General features: G+C 67.3%; 19 protein-coding genes. 10 read left to right on the forward strand and 9 right to left on the reverse strand.

Translation table 11 applies throughout. From position 1 onward, the window contains the following. Window positions 1–184: 184 nt before the first annotated feature. Window positions 185–1,891 (reverse strand): thiamine pyrophosphate-binding protein, encoded by a 1,707-nt coding sequence (locus tag K6V06_RS12205; RefSeq protein WP_222243738.1) that lies wholly within the window; start codon window positions 1,889–1,891, stop codon window positions 185–187. Window positions 1,892–2,141: 250 nt separating this feature from the next. Here K6V06_RS12205 and K6V06_RS12210 point away from each other — a divergent pair, with 250 nt between their 5' ends. The 4 genes from K6V06_RS12210 (at window position 2,142) to K6V06_RS12225 (ending at window position 6,276) form a co-directional block, all read left to right on the forward strand. Further along, a complete protein-coding gene (locus K6V06_RS12210; protein ID WP_222243739.1) occupies window positions 2,142–3,185 on the forward strand; it encodes a tripartite tricarboxylate transporter substrate binding protein in 1,044 nt (347 codons plus the stop codon). 112 nt (window positions 3,186–3,297) lie between these two features. Continuing rightward, the gene (locus K6V06_RS12215) at window positions 3,298–4,398 is read left to right on the forward strand and encodes a malate/lactate/ureidoglycolate dehydrogenase (RefSeq protein ID WP_222243740.1); all 1,101 of its coding nucleotides are present in this window, start codon (window positions 3,298–3,300) and stop codon (window positions 4,396–4,398) included. A gap of 139 nt (window positions 4,399–4,537) precedes the next feature. After that, entirely contained in the window at window positions 4,538–5,329 is a 792-nt protein-coding gene (garL, locus tag K6V06_RS12220; protein ID WP_222243741.1) for a 2-dehydro-3-deoxyglucarate aldolase, read from the forward strand. Further along, window positions 5,326–6,276, forward strand: coding sequence for a LysR family transcriptional regulator (locus tag K6V06_RS12225; RefSeq protein ID WP_222243742.1), 951 nt, complete (start codon window positions 5,326–5,328; stop codon window positions 6,274–6,276). The genes garL and K6V06_RS12225 overlap by 4 nt, the downstream gene beginning before the upstream one ends. A gap of 72 nt (window positions 6,277–6,348) precedes the next feature. On the opposite strand, the gene K6V06_RS12230 is transcribed toward K6V06_RS12225, so the two are convergent. Both K6V06_RS12230 and K6V06_RS12235 read right to left on the reverse strand, forming a co-directional pair. Further along, window positions 6,349–7,110: an SDR family NAD(P)-dependent oxidoreductase gene (locus K6V06_RS12230; RefSeq protein ID WP_222243743.1), complete on the reverse strand. Its 762-nt coding sequence runs from the start codon at window positions 7,108–7,110 to the stop codon at window positions 6,349–6,351. Window positions 7,111–7,217: 107 nt separating this feature from the next. Beyond that, entirely contained in the window at window positions 7,218–8,189 is a 972-nt protein-coding gene (locus K6V06_RS12235; protein ID WP_222243745.1) for a magnesium and cobalt transport protein CorA, read from the reverse strand. 186 nt (window positions 8,190–8,375) lie between these two features. Here K6V06_RS12235 and minC point away from each other — a divergent pair, with 186 nt between their 5' ends. From minC to K6V06_RS12255, 4 genes are all read left to right on the forward strand, one after another. Further along, complete coding sequence (minC, locus tag K6V06_RS12240) at window positions 8,376–9,152, forward strand: septum site-determining protein MinC (protein WP_222243747.1); 777 nt, start codon at window positions 8,376–8,378, stop codon at window positions 9,150–9,152. Between the two features lie 67 nt (window positions 9,153–9,219). Beyond that, window positions 9,220–10,035, forward strand: a complete 816-nt coding sequence (gene minD / locus K6V06_RS12245) for a septum site-determining protein MinD (protein WP_222243749.1) — start codon at window positions 9,220–9,222, stop codon at window positions 10,033–10,035. Between the two features lie 15 nt (window positions 10,036–10,050). Beyond that, a complete protein-coding gene (minE, locus tag K6V06_RS12250; RefSeq protein ID WP_222243751.1) occupies window positions 10,051–10,305 on the forward strand; it encodes a cell division topological specificity factor MinE in 255 nt (84 codons plus the stop codon). Window positions 10,306–10,775: 470 nt separating this feature from the next. Beyond that, window positions 10,776–11,852, forward strand: a complete 1,077-nt coding sequence (locus tag K6V06_RS12255) for a porin (protein ID WP_222243753.1) — start codon at window positions 10,776–10,778, stop codon at window positions 11,850–11,852. A 101-nt stretch (window positions 11,853–11,953) separates the two neighbouring features. On the opposite strand, the gene K6V06_RS12260 is transcribed toward K6V06_RS12255, so the two are convergent. After that, on the reverse strand, window positions 11,954–12,649 hold the full coding sequence (locus K6V06_RS12260) for a hypothetical protein (protein WP_222243755.1): 696 nt from the start codon (window positions 12,647–12,649) through the stop codon (window positions 11,954–11,956). Between the two features lie 4 nt (window positions 12,650–12,653). Then, on the reverse strand, window positions 12,654–13,346 hold the full coding sequence (locus tag K6V06_RS12265) for a response regulator transcription factor (RefSeq protein WP_222243757.1): 693 nt from the start codon (window positions 13,344–13,346) through the stop codon (window positions 12,654–12,656). A 231-nt stretch (window positions 13,347–13,577) separates the two neighbouring features. On the opposite strand from K6V06_RS12265, the gene K6V06_RS12270 reads away from it, so the two are divergent. Next, window positions 13,578–14,366: a response regulator transcription factor gene (locus K6V06_RS12270; protein WP_255581787.1), complete on the forward strand. Its 789-nt coding sequence runs from the start codon at window positions 13,578–13,580 to the stop codon at window positions 14,364–14,366. A gap of 41 nt (window positions 14,367–14,407) precedes the next feature. Beyond that, window positions 14,408–15,220: an aquaporin gene (locus K6V06_RS12275; RefSeq protein ID WP_222243759.1), complete on the forward strand. Its 813-nt coding sequence runs from the start codon at window positions 14,408–14,410 to the stop codon at window positions 15,218–15,220. 58 nt (window positions 15,221–15,278) lie between these two features. Here the strand turns inward: K6V06_RS12275 and K6V06_RS12280 are convergent, their stop codons facing one another. From K6V06_RS12280 to K6V06_RS12295, 4 genes are all read right to left on the reverse strand, one after another. Continuing rightward, a complete protein-coding gene (locus tag K6V06_RS12280) occupies window positions 15,279–16,268 on the reverse strand; it encodes a tripartite tricarboxylate transporter substrate binding protein (protein WP_222243802.1) in 990 nt (329 codons plus the stop codon). 170 nt (window positions 16,269–16,438) lie between these two features. Continuing rightward, window positions 16,439–16,765: a hypothetical protein gene (locus K6V06_RS12285; protein ID WP_370637457.1), complete on the reverse strand. Its 327-nt coding sequence runs from the start codon at window positions 16,763–16,765 to the stop codon at window positions 16,439–16,441. A gap of 110 nt (window positions 16,766–16,875) precedes the next feature. Continuing rightward, the gene (locus tag K6V06_RS12290; RefSeq protein WP_255581789.1) at window positions 16,876–18,105 is read right to left on the reverse strand and encodes a M20 aminoacylase family protein; all 1,230 of its coding nucleotides are present in this window, start codon (window positions 18,103–18,105) and stop codon (window positions 16,876–16,878) included. Between the two features lie 243 nt (window positions 18,106–18,348). Next, complete coding sequence (locus K6V06_RS12295; RefSeq protein ID WP_222243806.1) at window positions 18,349–18,960, reverse strand: glutathione peroxidase; 612 nt, start codon at window positions 18,958–18,960, stop codon at window positions 18,349–18,351. Window positions 18,961–19,053: the final 93 nt, after the last annotated feature.

The following is a 19,053-nucleotide window of genomic DNA, read 5'->3' on the forward strand; positions in this document are numbered from 1 at the left end:
TGTCTTCCCTTCGAGGGGAGACAGGGTTGGTCTTTTTGCCGGGCGGCGGCAGCGCCCACGCCCGTTGCCCTCTCCCCCGGCCCCTCTCCCGCAAGCGGGCGAGGGGAGCAGACCGGCGGTGCATCCATCCTCGCCGGTGTTCCCCTTCCCCCCTTCCAGGGGAGAGGGGTGCAAACCGGAACCTTCAGTCCTGCAACCGCATCGCAGGGGTGATCTGGCGCGGATCGGTGCGCAGTTCCAGCACCGCGGGCCGTCCCGCGGCGCAGGCGCGCTCGAACGCCGCCGGGAACTGGTCCGCGTCGTCGACCCGTTCGGCCCATGCACCGCAGGCCTGGGCCATCGTGACGAAGTCAGGATTGCGGATGCCGGTACCGCTGACCCGGCCCGGATAGCGCTTTTCCTGATGCATCCGGATGGTGCCGTACATGCCGTTGTTGACGATCACGACGACGATATTGGCACCGGCTTCGGCAGCGGTGGCCAGTTCCTGCGGATACATCAGGAAGCAGCCGTCGCCCGCGAAGCAGACCACGGTACGCTGCGGGTCCCGCAATTTGGCGGCGATGGCGGCGGGCAGACCGTAGCCCATCGCCCCGCAGGTGGGCGCCAGCTGCGTGCGCGGCCGGCGATAGGCGTAGAAGCGGTGGAGCCAGACAGTGTAGTTGCCGGCGCCATTGCTCAGCGCCGCGTCGTCCGGCAGCACCTGGTTCAGGTACGCCATGACCTTGGCCATGTCCACCCCTTCCAGCTGCGGATGCGGTGCGGGCGGGGCGACGAAGGCGAGGTGGTCCGCCCGGCCGCCGGCGGTCCAGTCGCGCCATTGGGTTCGGTCCGGCGCGGTCAGCGACGCCAGCATCGCGGCGCCCGCTGCGATGCCGGTATGGATCGCCAGTTCGGGCTGATAGACGCGGCCAAGCTCGGCGCTGTCAGCATGCAGATGAATCAGCCGCTGGCGCGGGCACGGCGGCTCCAGCAGGGTATAGCCGTCGGTGGCGATATCGCCCAGCCGGGTGCCGAAGGCAACGATCAGGTCGGCGTCGCGCACGCGCTGGGCCAGCTTCGGATTGACGCCCAGGCTCAAGTGGCCGATGTAGTGGTCGTCGCGGTTGTCGAACACGTCCTGGCGACGGAAGGCGCAGGCCACCGGCAGATCCCACGCATGCACGAAGGCGCGGAAATCCGCGACTGCCTGTTCGGACCAGTTCGCGCCGCCGGCGATCACCAGCGGCTGGCGTGCACCGGCCAGTGCGGTGGCCAGGCTCTGGGCCGCGGCGGCCGAGGGCGACGCGGAAACGGGCTGGTAGCGGCCGGTGTCGCGGCACTCGCACAGTCCGTCCAGCACGTCCTCGGGCAGCGCCAGTACCACTGGACCGGGGCGGCCCGAGGTCGCGCACTGGAATGCGCGCGCCACCAGCTCCGGAATTCGCGCCGGATCGTCGATCTCCGCTACCCATTTGGCGACGGAGCCGAACATGGCGACGTAGTCCACCTCCTGGAACGCTTCGCGCCCCTTGTGCTCCCGCGCGATCTGCCCCACGAACAGGATCATCGGGGTCGAGTCCTGGGCAGCGATATGGACGCCGATGCTGGCATGGGTGGCGCCCGGTCCGCGCGTGACGAAGCAGATGCCGGGCCGCCCGGTCAGCTTGCCGTCGGCCTCCGCCATGTTCGCTGCCGCACCTTCGTGCTTGCAGACGACCAGGTCGATGGCGGGCTGATCGTGCAGCGCATCCAGTACGTCGAGGAAACTCTCGCCCGGGACACAGAAGATGCGCTCCACGCCGTGGATGCGCAGGGCGTCCACCAGCACACGGCCGCCAGAGCGGGTGGGCGGCGTGGCAGACGACGGATTGGTGGAAGCGGCAGGGGTGGATGCGGCGTTGGCTGTCATCTTGTCGGCAAGCTGGAAAGGATACGGCGGAGATGCCGGGAACGGCGACCCAGTGCCGCCGGCGTCGGTACAAGGCGAATCTTGCGATTCACGGCGCGCCGCCGCCCATGGCACACTGCATTTCTGTTATGCAGAATCTGCAAGGCTCTGGGAGAAGCACCCGTGTAGATTCCATCAGGCCACCGCACCCTGGAGCAGCAGGGTCCAGCGGAAGACGGATGGCGAATCCCATAAGAAACAGGAGACAACCATGCCGATTTTCCTCCGGCCGAACCGTGTTCGGCTATCCGCGCGGTTTTCCTTCCACGCCGCCTCGCTGGCCGCGGTGCTCGGCGTCGGGGCGGCGCTTGCCATCGCCACCCCGGCGGCACGCGCGCAGTCGGGCGGGACCGGCGACTGGCCCAGCAAGCCCATTACCTATGTCGTGCCGTTCGCCGCCGGCGGCACTACCGACGTGCTGGGCCGGCTGGTTGCGCAGGGGCTGACCAAATCGCTGGGGCAGTCGGTGGTGGTGGAGAACCGCCCCGGCGCCGGCGGCAATATCGGCAGCGACGTGGTGGCCAAGGCCGCCCCGGACGGCTACACCATTCTGGGCGGCACGATCAGCTCGCACTCGATCAATGTGAGCCTGTATCCCAGGATGCCGTACGACCCGGTCAAGAATTTCCAGCCGGTGGCGCTGATCGGCACGCTGCCGAACGTGATGGTGGTCAACGCCGACAGCCCCTGGAAAACCGTCGCGGACGTGATCGCGGCGGCCAAGGCCAAGCCTGGCAGCATCAATTTCGGCTCCTCGGGCAATGGCACCTCGCAGCATCTGGCCGGCGAGCTGTTCGCGACCATGGCGGACGTGAAGCTGGTGCACGTGGCCTACAAGGGCAGCAGCCCCGCTACCCAGGCACTGCTGGGCAAGCAGGTCGACCTGCTGTTCGAGAACAGCGTGGCCGCCATGCCGCTGATCCAGGCCGGCAAGCTGCGCGCGCTGGCCACCACCGGACCCCGCCGTTCGGGAGAGCTGCCCGACGTGCCGACGATGGCCGAGGCGGGCCTGAAGGGCTACGAGATCGTGTCGTGGCAGGCGGTGTTCGCACCGGCCGGCACGCCGATGCCGATCGTCAACCGGCTCGCCGCCGACATCGGCAAGATCATCAAGGACCCGGAAATGCGCACGCGGCTGACAGGCCTTGGCATCGAGCCGTCCGGGGCCGGCCCCACCGAACTCGGCGCGTTCCAGAAGGCCGAAGTGGAAAAGTGGGCGAAGCTGATCAAGACCGCCAATATCAAGCTGGAGTAGCAGGCAATAGCGGGCCGCCGCCGTCGCGGCGCTTCCTCGTCTCCTGCCGATCATCCCGCCCGGGCATCGTGTCCTGCCTGTCCCGCCCGGGCCGACTCTTCCTTCTTCGCATATGACCGAACATTACCTTCCCACAGACGCGCTGCACCAATGGGTCGAAGACCTGTGGCGCGCCGCCGGCTCGGACGAGCGCGAGGCCCGGCTGACCGCCGACCATCTGATCGGCGCGAACCTGACCGGGCACGACTCCCACGGCGTGGGCATGATTCCCAAGTACGTGCAGTCGTGGCTGGGCGACCAGTTGCAGCTGAACCGGCATGTGACCGTGCTGAGCGACAGCGGCAGCCTGCTCAGCCTGGACGGCAATCGCGGCATGGGCCAGGCGGTGACCGAGGAGGCGATGCAGATGGCGATCGAGCGCGCGCGCCAGCATGGCGTCGCGGTGCTCGGCCTGCGCGAATCGCATCACCTCGGACGCGTCGGCCACTGGGCCGAGCAGGCCTGCGCGGCCGGCATGATCTCGATCCACTTCGTCAATGTGCTGTCGCGGCCGATGGTGGCGCCCCATGGCGGCTGCCAGCCACGCTATGGCACCAATCCGTTCACCATCGGCATTCCAGTCGAAGGCGCGCCGCCGCTGGTGCTGGATTTCGCCACCAGTGCGATCGCCATGGGCAAGGTGCGCGTCGCCCATAACAAGCGCGTGCCGGTGCCCGAGGGCTGCCTGCTGGATGCCGACGGATTGCCCACCATCGAGCCGGGCGTGATGTATCCCGAGGCCGGCGCCACGCCGGGCGCGCTGCGCGCCTTCGCCGAGCACAAGGGCTATGCGCTGGCCTTCATGTGCGAACTGCTCGGTGCCGCGGTCACCGGCGGCCATACCGTTCGCCCGGAAACCCTGACGCACCCGCAGGCAATCTGGAACAATATGCTCGCGCTGGTGTTCGATCCGGCCCGACTGGCGGGCAGCACCAGTTTCGGCGCCGAGCTCGATGCCTTCGTCAACTGGCTGCGCTCCTCGCGCCTGCAGCAGGGGCACGAACAGATCCTGTTGCCGGGCGACCCGGAACGTGCCACCCGGCGCGCACGGGCGGAGCGGATTCCGGTCGATGCGATGACGTTGGCCCAGCTGGACGAAGCCGCCGCCTTCGTGCAGAAGGCAACCGGCCGCTCGCCTGGACCCGCGTCCCGGCTGAGCACGGCCACGGCTTGAGCCGGTCGAGCCGGACCCGGCCGAGCCGGACCCGGCCGAGCCTGACCCATTACCGAATGCAGCGCGGCGGCCGTCGGCGCCGCGCTTTCTCTTTGGTGGCCCCCGCGGGCGGCCCCATCCATCCTGACAGGAGACCCGCATGCAGCCAACCTCGCCCTTGTCGTCGCCATTGCCGAACCGCTTTCGCGCCGCCATCCGCGCACAGCAGCGGCTGATCGGCTGCTGGTGTTCGCTGGGCAGCCCCATCACTGCAGAGATCATCGGGCTGGCCGGTTTCGACTGGATGCTGCTGGACAGCGAGCATGCCCCGAACGACGTGCTGACGCTGCTGCCCCAGCTGATGGCGCTCAAGGACAGCCCGAGCGCGCCGGTGGTGCGCCCGCCCTGGAACGATCCGATCCTGCTCAAGCGGCTGCTGGACGTCGGCTTCTACAACTTCCTGATTCCGTTCATCGAGAATGCCGAGCAGGCCCGCCGCGCGGTGGAAGCGACCCGCTATCCGCCGCAGGGCACGCGCGGCGTATCGATGACCCAGCGCAGCAACCGCTATGGAACCGTCCCCGATTACTTCACCACCATCAACGACAACATCTGCGTGCTGGTGCAGATCGAGAGCCTGCCCGGGGTGGAGGCGGCCGAGGAAATCTGCGCGGTGGAGGGCGTGGACGGCGTCTTCGTCGGTCCGTCCGACCTCGCGGCGGCCTGCGGCCATCTCGGCAATCCCAACCATCCCGACGTACAGCGGCAGGTCGAGCGCGTCTATCGTGCGGCGAAGGCGGCCGGCAAGGCGATCGGCACGCTGACGCCGGTGGAAGCCGACGCCCGCCGCTATCTGGACATGGGCGCGACCTTCGTGGCGGTCGGGCTGGACCATGTGATGCTGCGCAACGCCAGCCAGGCGCTGCGCGACCGCTTCGCCGAGGCGCCATGAGCGGCACGGCAAACCAGACCCTCAATTCGGACGATCTCGCCTGCTTCGTCTGCGTCGCCAGCACGCAGAGCATCTCCCGGGCGGCGCTCGAACTGGGCGCGGACCAGTCCACCGTCAGCCGGCAGATCGCGCGGCTGGAGGCGGCGCTCGACACCCGGCTGTTCCACCGCAGCGGCCGTGGGGTGGTGTTGACCGAGGCCGGGCAGACGCTGCTCGGCTACGCCCGTCAGGTCGCCGCGACGCTGGCCGAGGCGCGCGACGCGATCCGCGCTTCCACCGCGCAGGGACCGGCCCAACTGGTGATTGCCGCGCAACCGACCATCGCGACCACTGCCTTCGCCAGCATCGGCACCGCGCTCAAGGCGCGCTTTCCGGCCACGCGGGTGCGCTTTGTCGAGGGGCTCGCCAGTCCGCTGCTGCAATGGCTGGCCGCGGGCGAGGTCGACGTGGCGCTGCTCTACCTGCCCGAGCAACACGGTGCGTTGAAGGTGGACCTGCTGCTGGAGGAAGACCTGACGCTGGTCACGCCCACCTCGTGGAGCCATATCGGTCCGACGTTCCCCGTACGCAAGCTGGCCGATGTGCCGTTGATCCTGCCCAGCACCGGCCACGGGCTGCGCGTGCTGGCCGAAGGACTGGCGGCCCGCGCCGGCACCAGCCTGTCGATGGCGCTGGAGTGCGACGCGTCGAACACCGTGTCGATGCGGCTGGTGGAGGAGGGCTGCGGCGCGACGCTGCTGCCGTTTGCCGCGGTCGCCGACCGGGTCGCGCAGGGCCGGCTGCTGTCGGCGCGGCTGGTCGAGCCGGTGGTGACGCGTCAGGTGGCGCTGGCAACCGCGCGCAACCGGCCGCCGGTGCCGGAACTGTGGGACATCATGCAGTCGGTGCGCCAGTCGGTGCGCAATATCGTGATGTCGGGCGCGTGGCCGGGCGCGCGGCTGGTGTGACAGCCTCGCAAGGCCCGGGCTACTCCTGACTGATGCGGGATCGCGCGATTGGGGTGATTGGCGTGATTGGCGTTATTGCGGCGGCTGTCCGTTGGAGGCGCTGAGCCCGCCATCGACCGGAAGATTGACCCCGGTCACGAAGCGCGCATCGTCGCTCGCGAGGAACGCGATCGCCGCCGCGATATCGTCGGGCTCGGCGACACGACCCAGCGCGATCCTCTCGCGGAACTTCGCGATCAGCGCCTCGTCGGCCATCATGTCCTCGGTCAGGTCCGTGCGGGTCAGCGACGGGCATACCGCGTTCACCCGCACGCCGTCACGGCCGTAGTCCAGCGCCATCGCGCGCGTCAGGTTGGTGACGGCTCCCTTGGCGGCGTTGTAGAAGGCCATGTTCCAGTCGGCGCCCAGGCCCGAGACCGACGACACGTTGATGATGCTGCCGCGCGTCTTCATCAGTTCGGGCAGCGCAGCGCGGCAACCGTAGAAGACACCGTCCAGGTCGATCGACATCACCTGCCGCCAATCGTCCACGCTGGCTTCGTGCACGCGGCCGCCCGGGGCGACGCCGGCATTGTTGACGAGCACGTCCAGGCGGCCGAAGCGCGATACGGCCGCGGCGACCAGCGCCTCGACCTGTTCCAGCTGTGAAACATCGGCCGGATGCACCAGGCAGCGGTCCGCCGGCAGATCCGCGGCGGTGCGCTCCAGCTTCTCCCGCGTGCGTCCCGTCAGCACCACACTCGCGCCTTCCGCGGCGAAGCGCCGGGCAGTGCCGGCCCCGATCCCCGAGCCCGCGCCCGTGACGATTACCACCTTTCCATCGAATCGTTGCATGTCGATCTCCCCTGGATATCCTGCAGATGTCGTCATGACAGGGTGGACGCGCGAGAAGGGGCGAAGGTTCCTGCGCAAATCGAGGCGTCACCGCGGGTCGCACCCGCTCACAGGTAGCCGGCGCGACGCAGCCGGCGCCACAGCGCGATGCAGCCGACCAGGGTGACACCCACCACCGCAGGATAGGCGAAATGCCACTTCAGCTCCGGCATGAAATCGAAGTTCATCCCGTACAGGCTGAACATCACGGTAGGGATGGCGAGGATGGCGCCCCAGCCCGCCAGCCGCTTGACGACCTCGTTCTGCCGCACCGAGACCAGCGCCAGGTTGACCTGGATCGCCGTGGTCACCATCTCGCGCACCACGTCGAGCGTAGCCAGCAGCCGCCGCGAATGATCCTCGACGTCGCGGAAATAGGCACGCAGCTCTTTCGGCACGATGTTCTCGTGCAGCCGGATCAGTTGTCCGCAAATCTCCTCGACGGGGTAGACCGCATTGCGCAGCCGCAGCACCTGCCGCTTGATGTGGTACAGGTGCTCGATCGCGGCGCGGTCGAAGCTCTGCTCGAACAGCCCCTGCTCTAGCGTTTCGAAGGCGTCCTCGAGCCGGTTGACGATCGGCATGTAGTGGTCGACCACGAAGTCCAGCAGGGCGTACAGCACGTAGCCCGGCCCGTTGGCCAGCCCATGCGGATCGTGCTCGCAGCGGTCCCGCACCGGCGCATAGGTACTGCCCGGACCGTGACGCACCGACACCACGTAGTTGTCGCCGACGAACAGGTGGGTTTCACCCAGCTCCACCGTCTCGCCGTTCAGCTGCGCCGTATTGAGGACCACGAAGACGCTCTGGCCATAGCTTTCCAGCTTGGGTCGCTGGTGCGCGTTGCGCGCGTCCTCGATCGCCAGATCGTGCAGGCCGAACTCGCGCTGTACCTTGGTCAGCAGGGCCGGGTCCGGCTCGTGCAGCCCGAGCCAGACGAAGGTGCCGGGGGAGCGCAGCACCTCGTCGATGTCGTCGATGGCGACATCGCCCAGCCGTTTTCCCTCGCGATAGGCGACACAGTTGACGATCGGGCCCATGGCATCTCCCTTGTTGGCGGTGCGTCATCGTAGCAAGGGCCGCTCCAGGGGACCGCCCGGCCCCGCGCGAGCCGCTTCGGAACCGCTGCGGCGCCCCATGCCGCACAACTTCCGCCAGGCGGGAGAATTGTTACAGCTGGACTGAAAGAGCCAGTTAGAATGTGGCATTTCCACGCTTGACCGGCTATGTCCCAGAAGAAATCGCCACACTTCGAGCTGCGCAGTGGCAATGTCGACGCCCTCCTTCTCGCTCTCCATACCGCGGATACCGCGGCCCTGCGAGATGACCTGCTGTCCCGTTTCGAAGCGACTCCGGATTTCTTCTCGAACGACGTCATCGCACTGGATGTACGGACGCTGGAGGACGGCGATCAGCCGTCGCTGGACAAGGTCATCGAGACGCTGCAGAACCTGAAGGCGCGGGCCATCGGCGTGGTGGCGCGTGCCGAGCAACGCGAGTGGGCCGAGGCGTTCGGGCTGCCGCTGCTGGACAGCCAGAGCCGCCGGAGCGCGCGCAGCGGGCGCGAGGCGAACGGCGACGGTGCCGACGCATCGGCGCAGGCGCAGGAGCGCACAGTTGCGGATGCCGTCCCGGCCGCGTCAGCGGACAGCCGGCCCGCCAGCGGCGCGCCGACCCTGCTGATCGACCGGCCCCTGCGCTCGGGCCAGCAGATCTACGCGCACGGTGACGTGGTGATCCTCGACCTGGTCAGCTACGGCGCCGAGGTGATTGCCGAGGGCAATATCCACGTCTACGCGCCGCTGCGGGGCCGAGCCCTCGCTGGCGTCAAGGGCGACACCGGCGCCCGCATCTTCAGCACCTGCCTGGAGCCGGAACTGATTTCCATCGCTGGCATCTACCGGACCGGCGAGCAGCCGCTGCCAGCGGACGTACTGGGCAAGCCCGCACAGATCCGGCTTGCCGACGAAAAACTGATTCTCGAGCCGCTGCGCATGAAGTAAGCGCGGCCGAGACCGAGACCTGCATCAAGCAGCGCAAAGCGACAACCATTACTGGACCAAGAGAGCCATGGCAAAAATCATCGTTGTGACCTCCGGCAAGGGAGGCGTAGGCAAGACCACCACCAGCGCCAGCTTCGCTGCCGGCCTGGCCTTGCGCGGCCACAAGACTGCCGTGATCGACTTCGACGTCGGCCTGCGCAACCTCGACCTGATCATGGGTTGCGAGCGGCGCGTGGTGTACGACCTCGTCAACGTGGTGCAGGGCGAAGCCAATCTGCACCAGGCGCTGATCAAGGACAAGAAGTGCGAGAACCTGTTCATCCTGCCCGCCTCGCAGACGCGCGACAAGGACGCGCTGACGCGCGAAGGCGTGGAGAAGGTGATCGACGGCCTGATCGCGATGGACTTCGAGTACATCGTCTGCGATTCGCCGGCCGGCATCGAGACCGGCGCCCTGCTGGCCATGTATCTGGCCGATGAGGCGCTGATCGTCACCAACCCCGAAGTGTCGTCGGTGCGCGACTCGGACCGCATCCTCGGCATCCTCGCTTCCAAGACCAAGCGCGCGATGGAAGGCAAGGAGCCGGTCAAGGAGCATCTGCTGATCACGCGCTACAACCCGAAGCGCGTGCATGGCGGCGAAATGCTGTCGCTGACCGATATCCAGGAAATCCTGCGGATCAAGCTGATCGGCGTGATCCCCGAAAGCGAGGCCGTGCTGCACGCGTCCAACCAGGGCACGCCGGCCATCCATCTCGAAGGCACGGATGTGGCCGACGCCTATGGCGATGTCGTCGATCGCTTCCTGGGCAAGGACAAGCCGATGCGTTTTACCGACTATCAGAAGCCGGGCCTGCTGTCGCGCCTGTTCGGCAACAAGTAAGGAGGGCTCCATCCCATGTCGATCCTGTCCTTCCTGTTGGGGGAGAAGAAAAAGTCCGCCACGGTCGCCAAGGAGCGGCTGCAGATCATTCTGGCGCACGAGCGCACCGGCCATTCCGCACCGGCCGATTATCTTCCCGCACTGCAGCGCGAGCTGGTCGCCGTCATTTCCAAGTATGTGAAGATCAGCGACGAGGACCTGCGTGTCAGCCTGGAGCGCCAGGACAACCTCGAAGTCCTCGAAGTCAAGATCGAGATTCCGCAGGACTGAACGCCAGGCGGTATGCGGACAGGCCCTCGCGCCTGTCCGCCGTTTCTCCTCCCTCCTCGTCTCCCTCCTCGTTCTCCCACCTCGTTCTCCCACCTCGTTCTCCCACCTCGTTCTCCCCGCCTTTTCTTCGCCCTTTTTCCCTGCTTTTGCTCTCGACCGGTTCAAGCTCTTCAGATAAGGGTTTCTACCGATGCGCGCTTGTGCGTCGATGCCGAGTGCCCGAAGCGATAGCGCCCTGGCACGCAGGCCGCCCGGGGCCGAGCCGCGCTGGTGCACCAATGCACCAGCGATGACGACTGTCGCGGCCCGACAACGGAAATGCACCAACTGCGTCCAATCGTGCTCCGGCAGCCAACGTTTGATGTCCGAACCTTTGTGGTTTTGATAAATTTTGGCCGCGTCTACTGACCACGTAGAGCTCTATGCCGCCGCGACCCGGGGGCAGAACCACAATAGAGAAAAGGAGCACCATGAAGAAATCGGCCATGATCCTCGCCGCCGGCACGCTGCTTGCCGGCAGCGCCTACGCCCAATCGTCGGTCACCCTGTACGGTATCGTCGACCAGAGCATCCGCTACCAGACCAACTCGAACGCGGCCGACGATGGCCTGGTCGAGCTGACCAACGGCGCCATCACCAACAGCCGCTGGGGCATCAAGGGCAGCGAAGCCCTGGGCAACAACCTGAAGGCGATCTTCCAGCTGGAAAACGGCTTCGATCCGGATACCGGCCGCGCCAACCAGAACAACAGCCTGTTCGGTCGCCAGGCCTACGTCGGTCTGACGGGCGACTTCGGCACCATCAAGCTGGGCCGCCAGTACACCGAAGGCTTCAACCTGTTCGGCGAGTTCGACCCGCTGACCATCGGCAACTACACCAACAACGCCTGGCCGCACTTCCTGACCCAGCTGCGCAACAACAACGTGGTCAGCTATGACGGCAAGTTCGGCGGCCTGAACGTCGGCGCCAGCTATGGCTTCGGCGAAACCGCGGGCAGCGTGCGTACCAACCAGTACTGGGGTGCGCGTGCGTCGTACGCCTACGGCAACTTCGGTATCGGCGGCGTGTTCCAGGAAATCCGCGTCGGTGCGGATGCCAAGCAGCAAATGTGGGGCGTGGCGGGCAAGTACACCGCCGGCGCTGCCAAGCTGTTCCTGGGCTACATCGGTGGCAAGGATGAAACCGGCGTGATCGACACCGGCTACATGAATGCCGCGAATAGCCGGAACCCGATCCCGGTCGGCGGCGACGCTCTGGCCAACCCGCGTGAAGACATGATCCTCTACACGGGCGTGACCTACCAGCTGACCCCGGCCCTGGCCCTGACTGGCGCGTTCTACTACGACGACATCGACAACAAGAACGGTGTTGCCGGCAACGATGGCAAGCGCTACACCGGCGTGCTGCTGGCCGAATACGCGCTGTCCAAGCGTACCCAGGTCTACGGCACCGTCGACTACAACAAGGTCACGGATGGCGCGCGCACCGAAATGCCGGGCAAGTCGAACCAGACTGGCGTGGCTGTCGGTATCCGCCATATTTTCTGATCGGCGTTTCGATCGGTATCGCCGATCCGCTCGTCGGGTCGGCGGCAAGAAAGCACCTTCGGGTGCTTTTTTGCTTTCTGTCCCCGGCAGCAGGCGGCCGTTCATCGCGGCGGCCCTGCTGCGGGAAGCCGCAGCTCCCACACCTCGGCGCTGCCGCCACGGTCATCGCGCTGGCGATGCCACTCGCCCGCCAGGCTTGCCATGATGCGACGGGCCACGATACCCGCGGGCCGGTCCTCCGCCAGCGCGGCCGCGGCGACGGGCGAGGGCGGCGCGTGCCGGATCCGCAGCCGGCAGAAGGGCCCGGCATGCAATGCCAGCATCTGCACCGTGGTTCCACGCGAGGCACTGGCGACCAGGCGCTGCAACAGCAGACGCAGCAACTGCGCCAGCTGCCGGGGGTCGGTCATCGCCGCCACCTCCGTCCAGCCGACCGGCCCCTGCAGCACGACACCGGCGTCCCTGGCATCGGTCCAGGCGGCATCGATGCTGGTCTGGATCAAGGCGTCCAGCTCGACCGGTTCCATGACCGGTTCCGAGATCGGCCCGGACGACGAGGCGCTGGTCAGTGCCGCGAGTTCGTCGACGCTCGCCAGCGACTCCCGTGCATGCGCCTCGATCTGTTCGATGGCCGCCTGCGCCGAGATTGCCCCGGCGCGGAACAGGTTGGCGAGGGCCAGGATGTCGGCGGGTCCGCAGCGCAGGTCGTGCCGCAGCGCCTGCTTCAGCAACTGCCGGGGCAGGCCGGTTGCAGCCGGAGTTTGCGAAGGCAGATCGCCGAAGGTGTCATCGTTCATCGCATTAGCTCTCCACCGCTTCGAGCCGGTAGCCATGGGTGTACACGGGCAACAAGCGGAACCCGTGTTCCGCGCGCAGCGCCAGCTTGCTGCGTACCCGCGACATATGGGTGTCGATGGTCCGTGACAGCGGCGAGATTTCCCTGCCCCAGATGGCGGCGACGATATGGTTGCGGGCGACGATCCGTCCCTCGTTGCGGAACAGCAGCAACGCCAGGTCGAACTCCTTGGGCGTCAGCCCGATCGGCCTGCCCTGCAGGGTCACCGTGCGAGCGGCGCTATCGAACACATAGCCGCCGATCTCCAGGCGCGCGTCCTGGCCACCGGCCTTGCCGCCGGCACGTCGCAGCAGCGACTGGATGCGCGCGGCCAGCTCGCGCGGGCGGATCGGCTTGACCATATAGTCGTCCGCGCCGGACGCCAGCCCCTGCACCACGTCCTCTTCGGTGCCCCGGCAGCTGAGGAACATCACGGGCACATGCCGGTCCAGGTTGGCGCGCGTCCACCGCAGCACCTCGGTCCCGCTCAGATCCGGCATCTGCCAATCGAGGAGCAGCAGGTCGAAGGGCTCGTCGCGCAGCTGCAGCAGCAACTGCCGGCTCTGCGAGAAGCTGGTGCAGCTGTGACCCGACTCCACCACGATCTGCCGTATCCACGCGGCTTGCGCCGGTTCGTCCTCCAGCGAGGCGATCTTCATCGTCGACTCCATAGAAAGAGGCGCTGCCGTACGAGCGCGCATTCGATGCTGCGGGTTATTCAACACGCCGCCGGCCGGATTCCGAATAGGAATTGCCTCAATTTGCGGTTTCAACAATTTCTGACTTTCCCCCTGTCGGCCGAGCCCCTTACGATGCGTACCCACTCGACGACGCCCGCGCTCGCAGCCGGCTTCGGGACTGACCACAACCGTGCACAGGAGGGAGACCGATTGATCAGAATCGCTGCCTTGCAGGATGACCCGGCGCAGGCGCTGCTGACGGAGCAGGCGTTGATGCTGCGCGGGCACCGCTGCGTCCGCTTCCGCGACGCGCGGGCGCTGATGCTCGCGCTGCGGCGGGAACCCTGGGACATGCTGCTGCTGGACTGGGACCATCGGGGGCTTGGCGCGGCCGACATCCTGCATTGGATACGAACCACGCTCGGCGCGCCCTTGCCGATCCTGCTGCTTGCCGACGCCGATGACGATGCCGCCATGTATGCGGGATTGGCACGGTGTGCCGATGGGCTGGTCTTCAAGCCCGTCGGGCCGGCGGAGCTGGCCGGACGGGTCGAAGCACTGGCAAGGCGCATCGACAGGACCCGGCGGGCGCTTTCCGATGTCGCGCTCGGCCACTATCAGTTCGAGGTGAACGAGCGCCGGGCGTGGCTGCGCGGGCAACCCGTGCACCTGGCCCGCAAGGAGTTCGATCTGGCAGTGCTGTTGTTCCGCCACGCTGGCGAACTGGTGCTGCGCCAGACCCTGCTCGACAGGATCTGGGGACGCACGGTCCCCGAGGGGTCCCGCACCCTGGACAGCCACCTGTCCCGCATCCGCACCCGTCTGGCTCTGTGCCCCAGCAACGGCGTACGCCTGAGTACGGTGGAGGCAGCCGGATGGCGGCTGGACGTGATGCAGGGGGAGGAGAGCTGGCGAGAAGGAACAGGCGATGCGGCGGGCCGGCGGTCAGTGCCGCGGCAGGGTAACGCCCAAATCCAGGTGCCGGCGTCTGCGGTCTGAGCCCGCGCCGGGACCATTCCAATTCGATCAGGGAGGATGCAATGGCCAGTTTGCCCAGACGCCTGCTCGCCGAGGCGGTCGGCAGCTTCGGGTTGATGTTCGGCACCTGCGGAATCGTCGTGCTGACGGGCTTCACGCCCGACAGTGCAGGGGAGCTGCTGTGTATCTCGACGGGGGCCGGTCTTGCTGTCTATGCGATGACGAGGACATTGGGACAGGTCTCGGGCGCGCACCTGAATCCAGCGGTGACGCTTGGACTGGCGGTGGCGCACCGGTTTCCATGGAGGGAGCTATTGCCCTACATCGTGGCCCAGGTGATGGGGGCGCTTGGCGGGACGGTGCTGTTGCTGTTGATTGCGCAGGGCCGGCCGGACTTCACGCTGGACACCAGCCGCTTCGCCGCCAATGGCTACGGCATGTACTCGCCGGCGGGATACGACATGCACAGTGCGGTGGCGATGGAATTCGCCACCACCGCGATGCTGGTTCTTGTCACCGCGAGTGTCACCCGGGCGGGAAGGCTGGCTGCCGTCGGCCCGTTCGTGCTGGCCGCTTCATGGACAGCGGCGCATCTGCTGACGCTGCCGGTCACCCACGCGGCGTTGAATCCGGCCCGTGCCACCGGCCCGGCCCTGCTGCTGCAGGACTGGGCGCTGTCTCAGTTGTGGCTGTTCTGGTTCGCTCCGCTGAGCGGCGGCCTGCTCGGTGGGCTGATGGCGTTCTGCCTGCTCGACGAGGATCGCCTGTGCGGCAGCCATGCCACCGGCATCTTCTGGATTGCGCGGTGGATCCTCGGAACATCGTCGCGGCCCGGCGCGCCTGGCGGCGATCAACATTCGGACCAGCGCGGCTAGCGGCCAGGCCAGCGGTCAGGGGCCAGCGTAGGCGCCCCGGCCGCCGGCCCCGGGCGTTTTACTCGGTCTTGATGTTGGCCTCGCGCACGATGCGGCCGTTCTCTTCGTACTCGGTGCGAATGACCTTGGCGAAGTCGGCGGCGCTGCCGCCCGTCGGTACCTCGCCGCCGCGCAGCAGCCGCTGGCGTACCTCGGGCGCCGCCAGTGCCTTGTTCAGCTCGGCATTCAGGCGTGCAACGATCGGAGCGGGTGTCTTGCCCGGAGCGAAGATGCCGAAGGTCGAGGTCAGATTCGCCTTGGGAAAGCCAAGCTCGGCGAAGGTCGGCACATCGGGCAGCGCTTCAATGCGACGCGGAGCGCCGACCGCGAGGGCGCGCAGCTTGCCCGCCTGCATCTGCTGGGTCAGCACCGGACTGGCATTGGTGCTCATCACTTCGAACTGACCGCCGAGGGCATCGTTCATCTGCTGGCCGGCGCCCTTGTAGGGAATCAGGGTCAGGTCGGCCTGCGACCTGGCCTTGACCTGTTCGAGCACGACATGGCCGACGGTACCCAGGCCCGACGTTGCCCAGCGGACGCTGCCCGGCCTGGCCTTGCCCTGCGCCACGAGGTCCTGGAAGGTCTTGCCGCTGAAGCTCGAGGTCGCCACCAGAATGACCGGCGAATACATGACGCTCATCACCGGCGCGACATCGGCCTGCGGGTCGTAGTTGACGCGGCCGACGTGCGGGTTCAGCGTCAGCGGGCTGGTTGACGAAAAGCCGATGGTATAGCCGTCCGGCGCGGCCTTGGCCACGGCATCCATGCCGATGCTGCCGCCTGCCCCCGCCTTGTTCTCGACCACGACGGAGTTACCCATCTGCTCCGACAGCCGCTCCGCCAGGGCGCGGGCGACGGTATCGCTGATTCCGCCGGTGGGATAGGCGACGATCAGACGGATCGGACGGGAGGGATAGGCATCGGCAGCGGCGGCCGGGAGGCTGGCGGCGCCGAGCACGGTAGCGGAAGCGAGTGCGACCAGCGCGGGAATTCGGGATGCGGAAGACATGAAGGGCAGGTGGTAGTTCGATTCTTGGCCGGACAAGGGGCCGGACGCCGGGGATAGCCGCCGCGGCCGTCGTTGCCCCTCCGGGTACGGGCGCTATCTTAGCCCACGGCATCGCGCAACGGCGGCGCGGCAGGATCGCGCGCGGCCCGGGTGCGGCGGCGGTGCGACAGTCAACCGGCGGCGGTGCCGCCCGGCCGCCATTGCGGTACCCAGGACACGAAGAGCTCGTTCGCACGGTCGTATAGCCGCCAGACGGTACCGCACTCGCGGCATTCGAACGACAGCATGCTGAACGGCACGCCGGCCGCGCTCTCGCTCACATGCGGCACGTTATGCCGCAAGCTCAGCCGTGCATGCGGTTCACGCCGGCGCGCATCGCGCGCGAGATCGGCGCAGTGCTGGCAGCACGACGCCTCGGCGAGCGTGGGCGCACCCGCACCAGGGGTGCGGGAACTGCCGGGAGCGGCATGGCGTGGGAGGGACGGCGCAGCGGACACAGGGCGGAACGGATGCACGGAAGGCCCTCATGCTACTCCCGAACCGGCGGCTTGTGGGTGTCCGGTTGCGGCCCAGAAGCGGGCCAGCCGGTTCGGGGAAGGATGGGCGGTCAGGCGGGCAGGTAGCGCTCGACCAGGCGCGTCCAGTATGCCGCGCCGACGGTCAGGTTGTCGTCGTTGAAGTCGTAGCCCGGGTTGTGCAGCAGCGGCCGGCCGGCGCCGTTGCCCAGCCGCACGAAGCAGCCAGGGCGTTGCTGCAGGAAATAGGCAAAGTCCTCGCTGCCGGAGATCAACGGAATCTGCGAAACCACCTTGTCGGGGCCGACCAGTTCCTCTGCCACCTGGCGAGCGAACTCCGTCTCGGCTTCGCTGTTGACCACCACCGGGTAGCCGGGCCGGTAATCGATATCGACCGAAGCACCGTACCCCTCGACATGCGCCGTCACCAGCTGGCGGATGCGCGCTTCGAGCGAAGCCCGCACCTCCGGGCTGAACGAGCGCACGCTGATTTCCATCCGCGCGCTTTCCGGAATGACATTGGCGGCGTGGCCGGCATGCAGCGAGCCGATGGTGACGACCGCGGTTTCGTTGGGATCGACATTGCGCGACACCACGCTCTGCAACGCCATCACCAGGCTGCCGGCGATCAGAATCGGATCGATCGATTGATGCGGGCGGGCGGCATGTCCACCCTTGCCATGGATGGTGATAGTGACGGTGTCGCAGGCGGCCATCATCGGCCCCGAGCGGAACATCAGCGTTCCGGCCGGCACGCCCGGGTGGTTATGCAGGCCGAAGATGGCATCGCAGGGGAAGCGCTCGAACAGGCCATCGGCCAGCATCCGCTGCGCGCCGCTGGCTCCCGCGCCGATCTCCTCGGCAGGCTGGAAGATCAGATGGACCGTGCCGTCGAAATTGCGCGTGCGGGCCAGTTGCCGGGCGGCGCCCAGCAGGATCGCGGTGTGCCCATCGTGGCCGCAGGCGTGCATCTTGCCGCAGTGAACGCTGGCATAAGGCAGCGCCGTCGTCTCAAGGATGGGCAGCGCATCCATGTCGGCACGGATGCCGATGCTGCGGGTACCGTCGCCCTGGCTCAACGTACCGACCACGCCGGTGCCGCCGACTCCCCGCGTTACCCGGTAGCCCCACCGTTCCAGCCGCTGCGCGACCAGTTCGGCGGTGCGGTGCTCCTCGAAACCGAGTTCGGGATGCTGGTGGATGGCGTGGCGGATGGCTTCGAGCTCGGCGCGGCTGTCGATCGTGTCGCTCAGCTCGCAGTAGGCTCGCTTGCGCTCGGCGGTCAGGCGAGAGATCAGAACGGGAGGGTCGGCTTCAGACATGGCAAGGCTCGTTTGACGAATCCATGAGGACCAGTATTCCACGTCGATTCGCCAATGAACACGGCAACGGCCCCTCGCGGCGCATTTGCAGCGCAATTCATTGGTTTACTGTTGCGAATGGGGTACGGTCTTCGGACTAGAGCGCAGGCACTACGCGGTGGGCCCTCAAGAAGTGGAACCCCGGCGCCGTGATGCCGTCAGAGGCGTCGCGCGTTTGCCCCTTCGCGCAACGCCTGCGGGCCGTCAACGCTGCGGCGGTTGGGACAACAGTTGCTCGATGCGCGCGGTCAGCGCTGCATCGTCGGGGGCGACCTTGCTGGGGTAGTCCGCCACCACCTTGCCGTTCCGGTCGATCAGATACTTGTGGAAGTTCCACTTCGGCGCGCTGCCGCTCTGTCGCGCCAGCAGGGCATACATCGGGTTGGCCTGTTCGCCGCGCACATGGCTTTTCGCCAGCATGGGAAAGCGCACGCCATAGGTGTTGAAGCAAAGGTCGGCGATCTCCCTGGCGGACGCGGCTTCCTGCTCGAAGTCGTTGGAGGGAAAGCCCAGTACCACGAAGCCGCGCTCGCGATAGCGGGCATGCAGCGCTTCCAGCCCCTGGTATTGCGGCGTGTAACCACAATAGCTTGCGGTGTTCACCACCAGGACGACCTTGCCCGCGTATTGGCACAGGTCCTGCGGGGCGTCGTCCTGCAGGCGCGGGAAGCGAAAGTCCAGCGTTGCCGGGCAGGACGCGCGGGAGCCCGTCGGCGGCGTGCGGCCCGGTTTGTCGGCGGCAAGGACGGGTGCCGCCACGGGCAGCATCGCCAGTGCCAGCGCGCACACCGCCACCGTCCTGGCGGTCGCCATCATGGGTGGGACGGTGTGTCGTTTCCGTGCGGTAGTGGCAGTCGTCATGGCGGTTCCCCAGAAAGTCGCCATAGTGTAGCGCTGCCACCCGAGCCT

Origin of the sequence: Cupriavidus sp. AU9028 (assembly GCF_019795295.1) — a bacterium.
In the GTDB taxonomy this organism is placed as follows: Bacteria; Pseudomonadota; Gammaproteobacteria; order Burkholderiales; family Burkholderiaceae; genus Cupriavidus.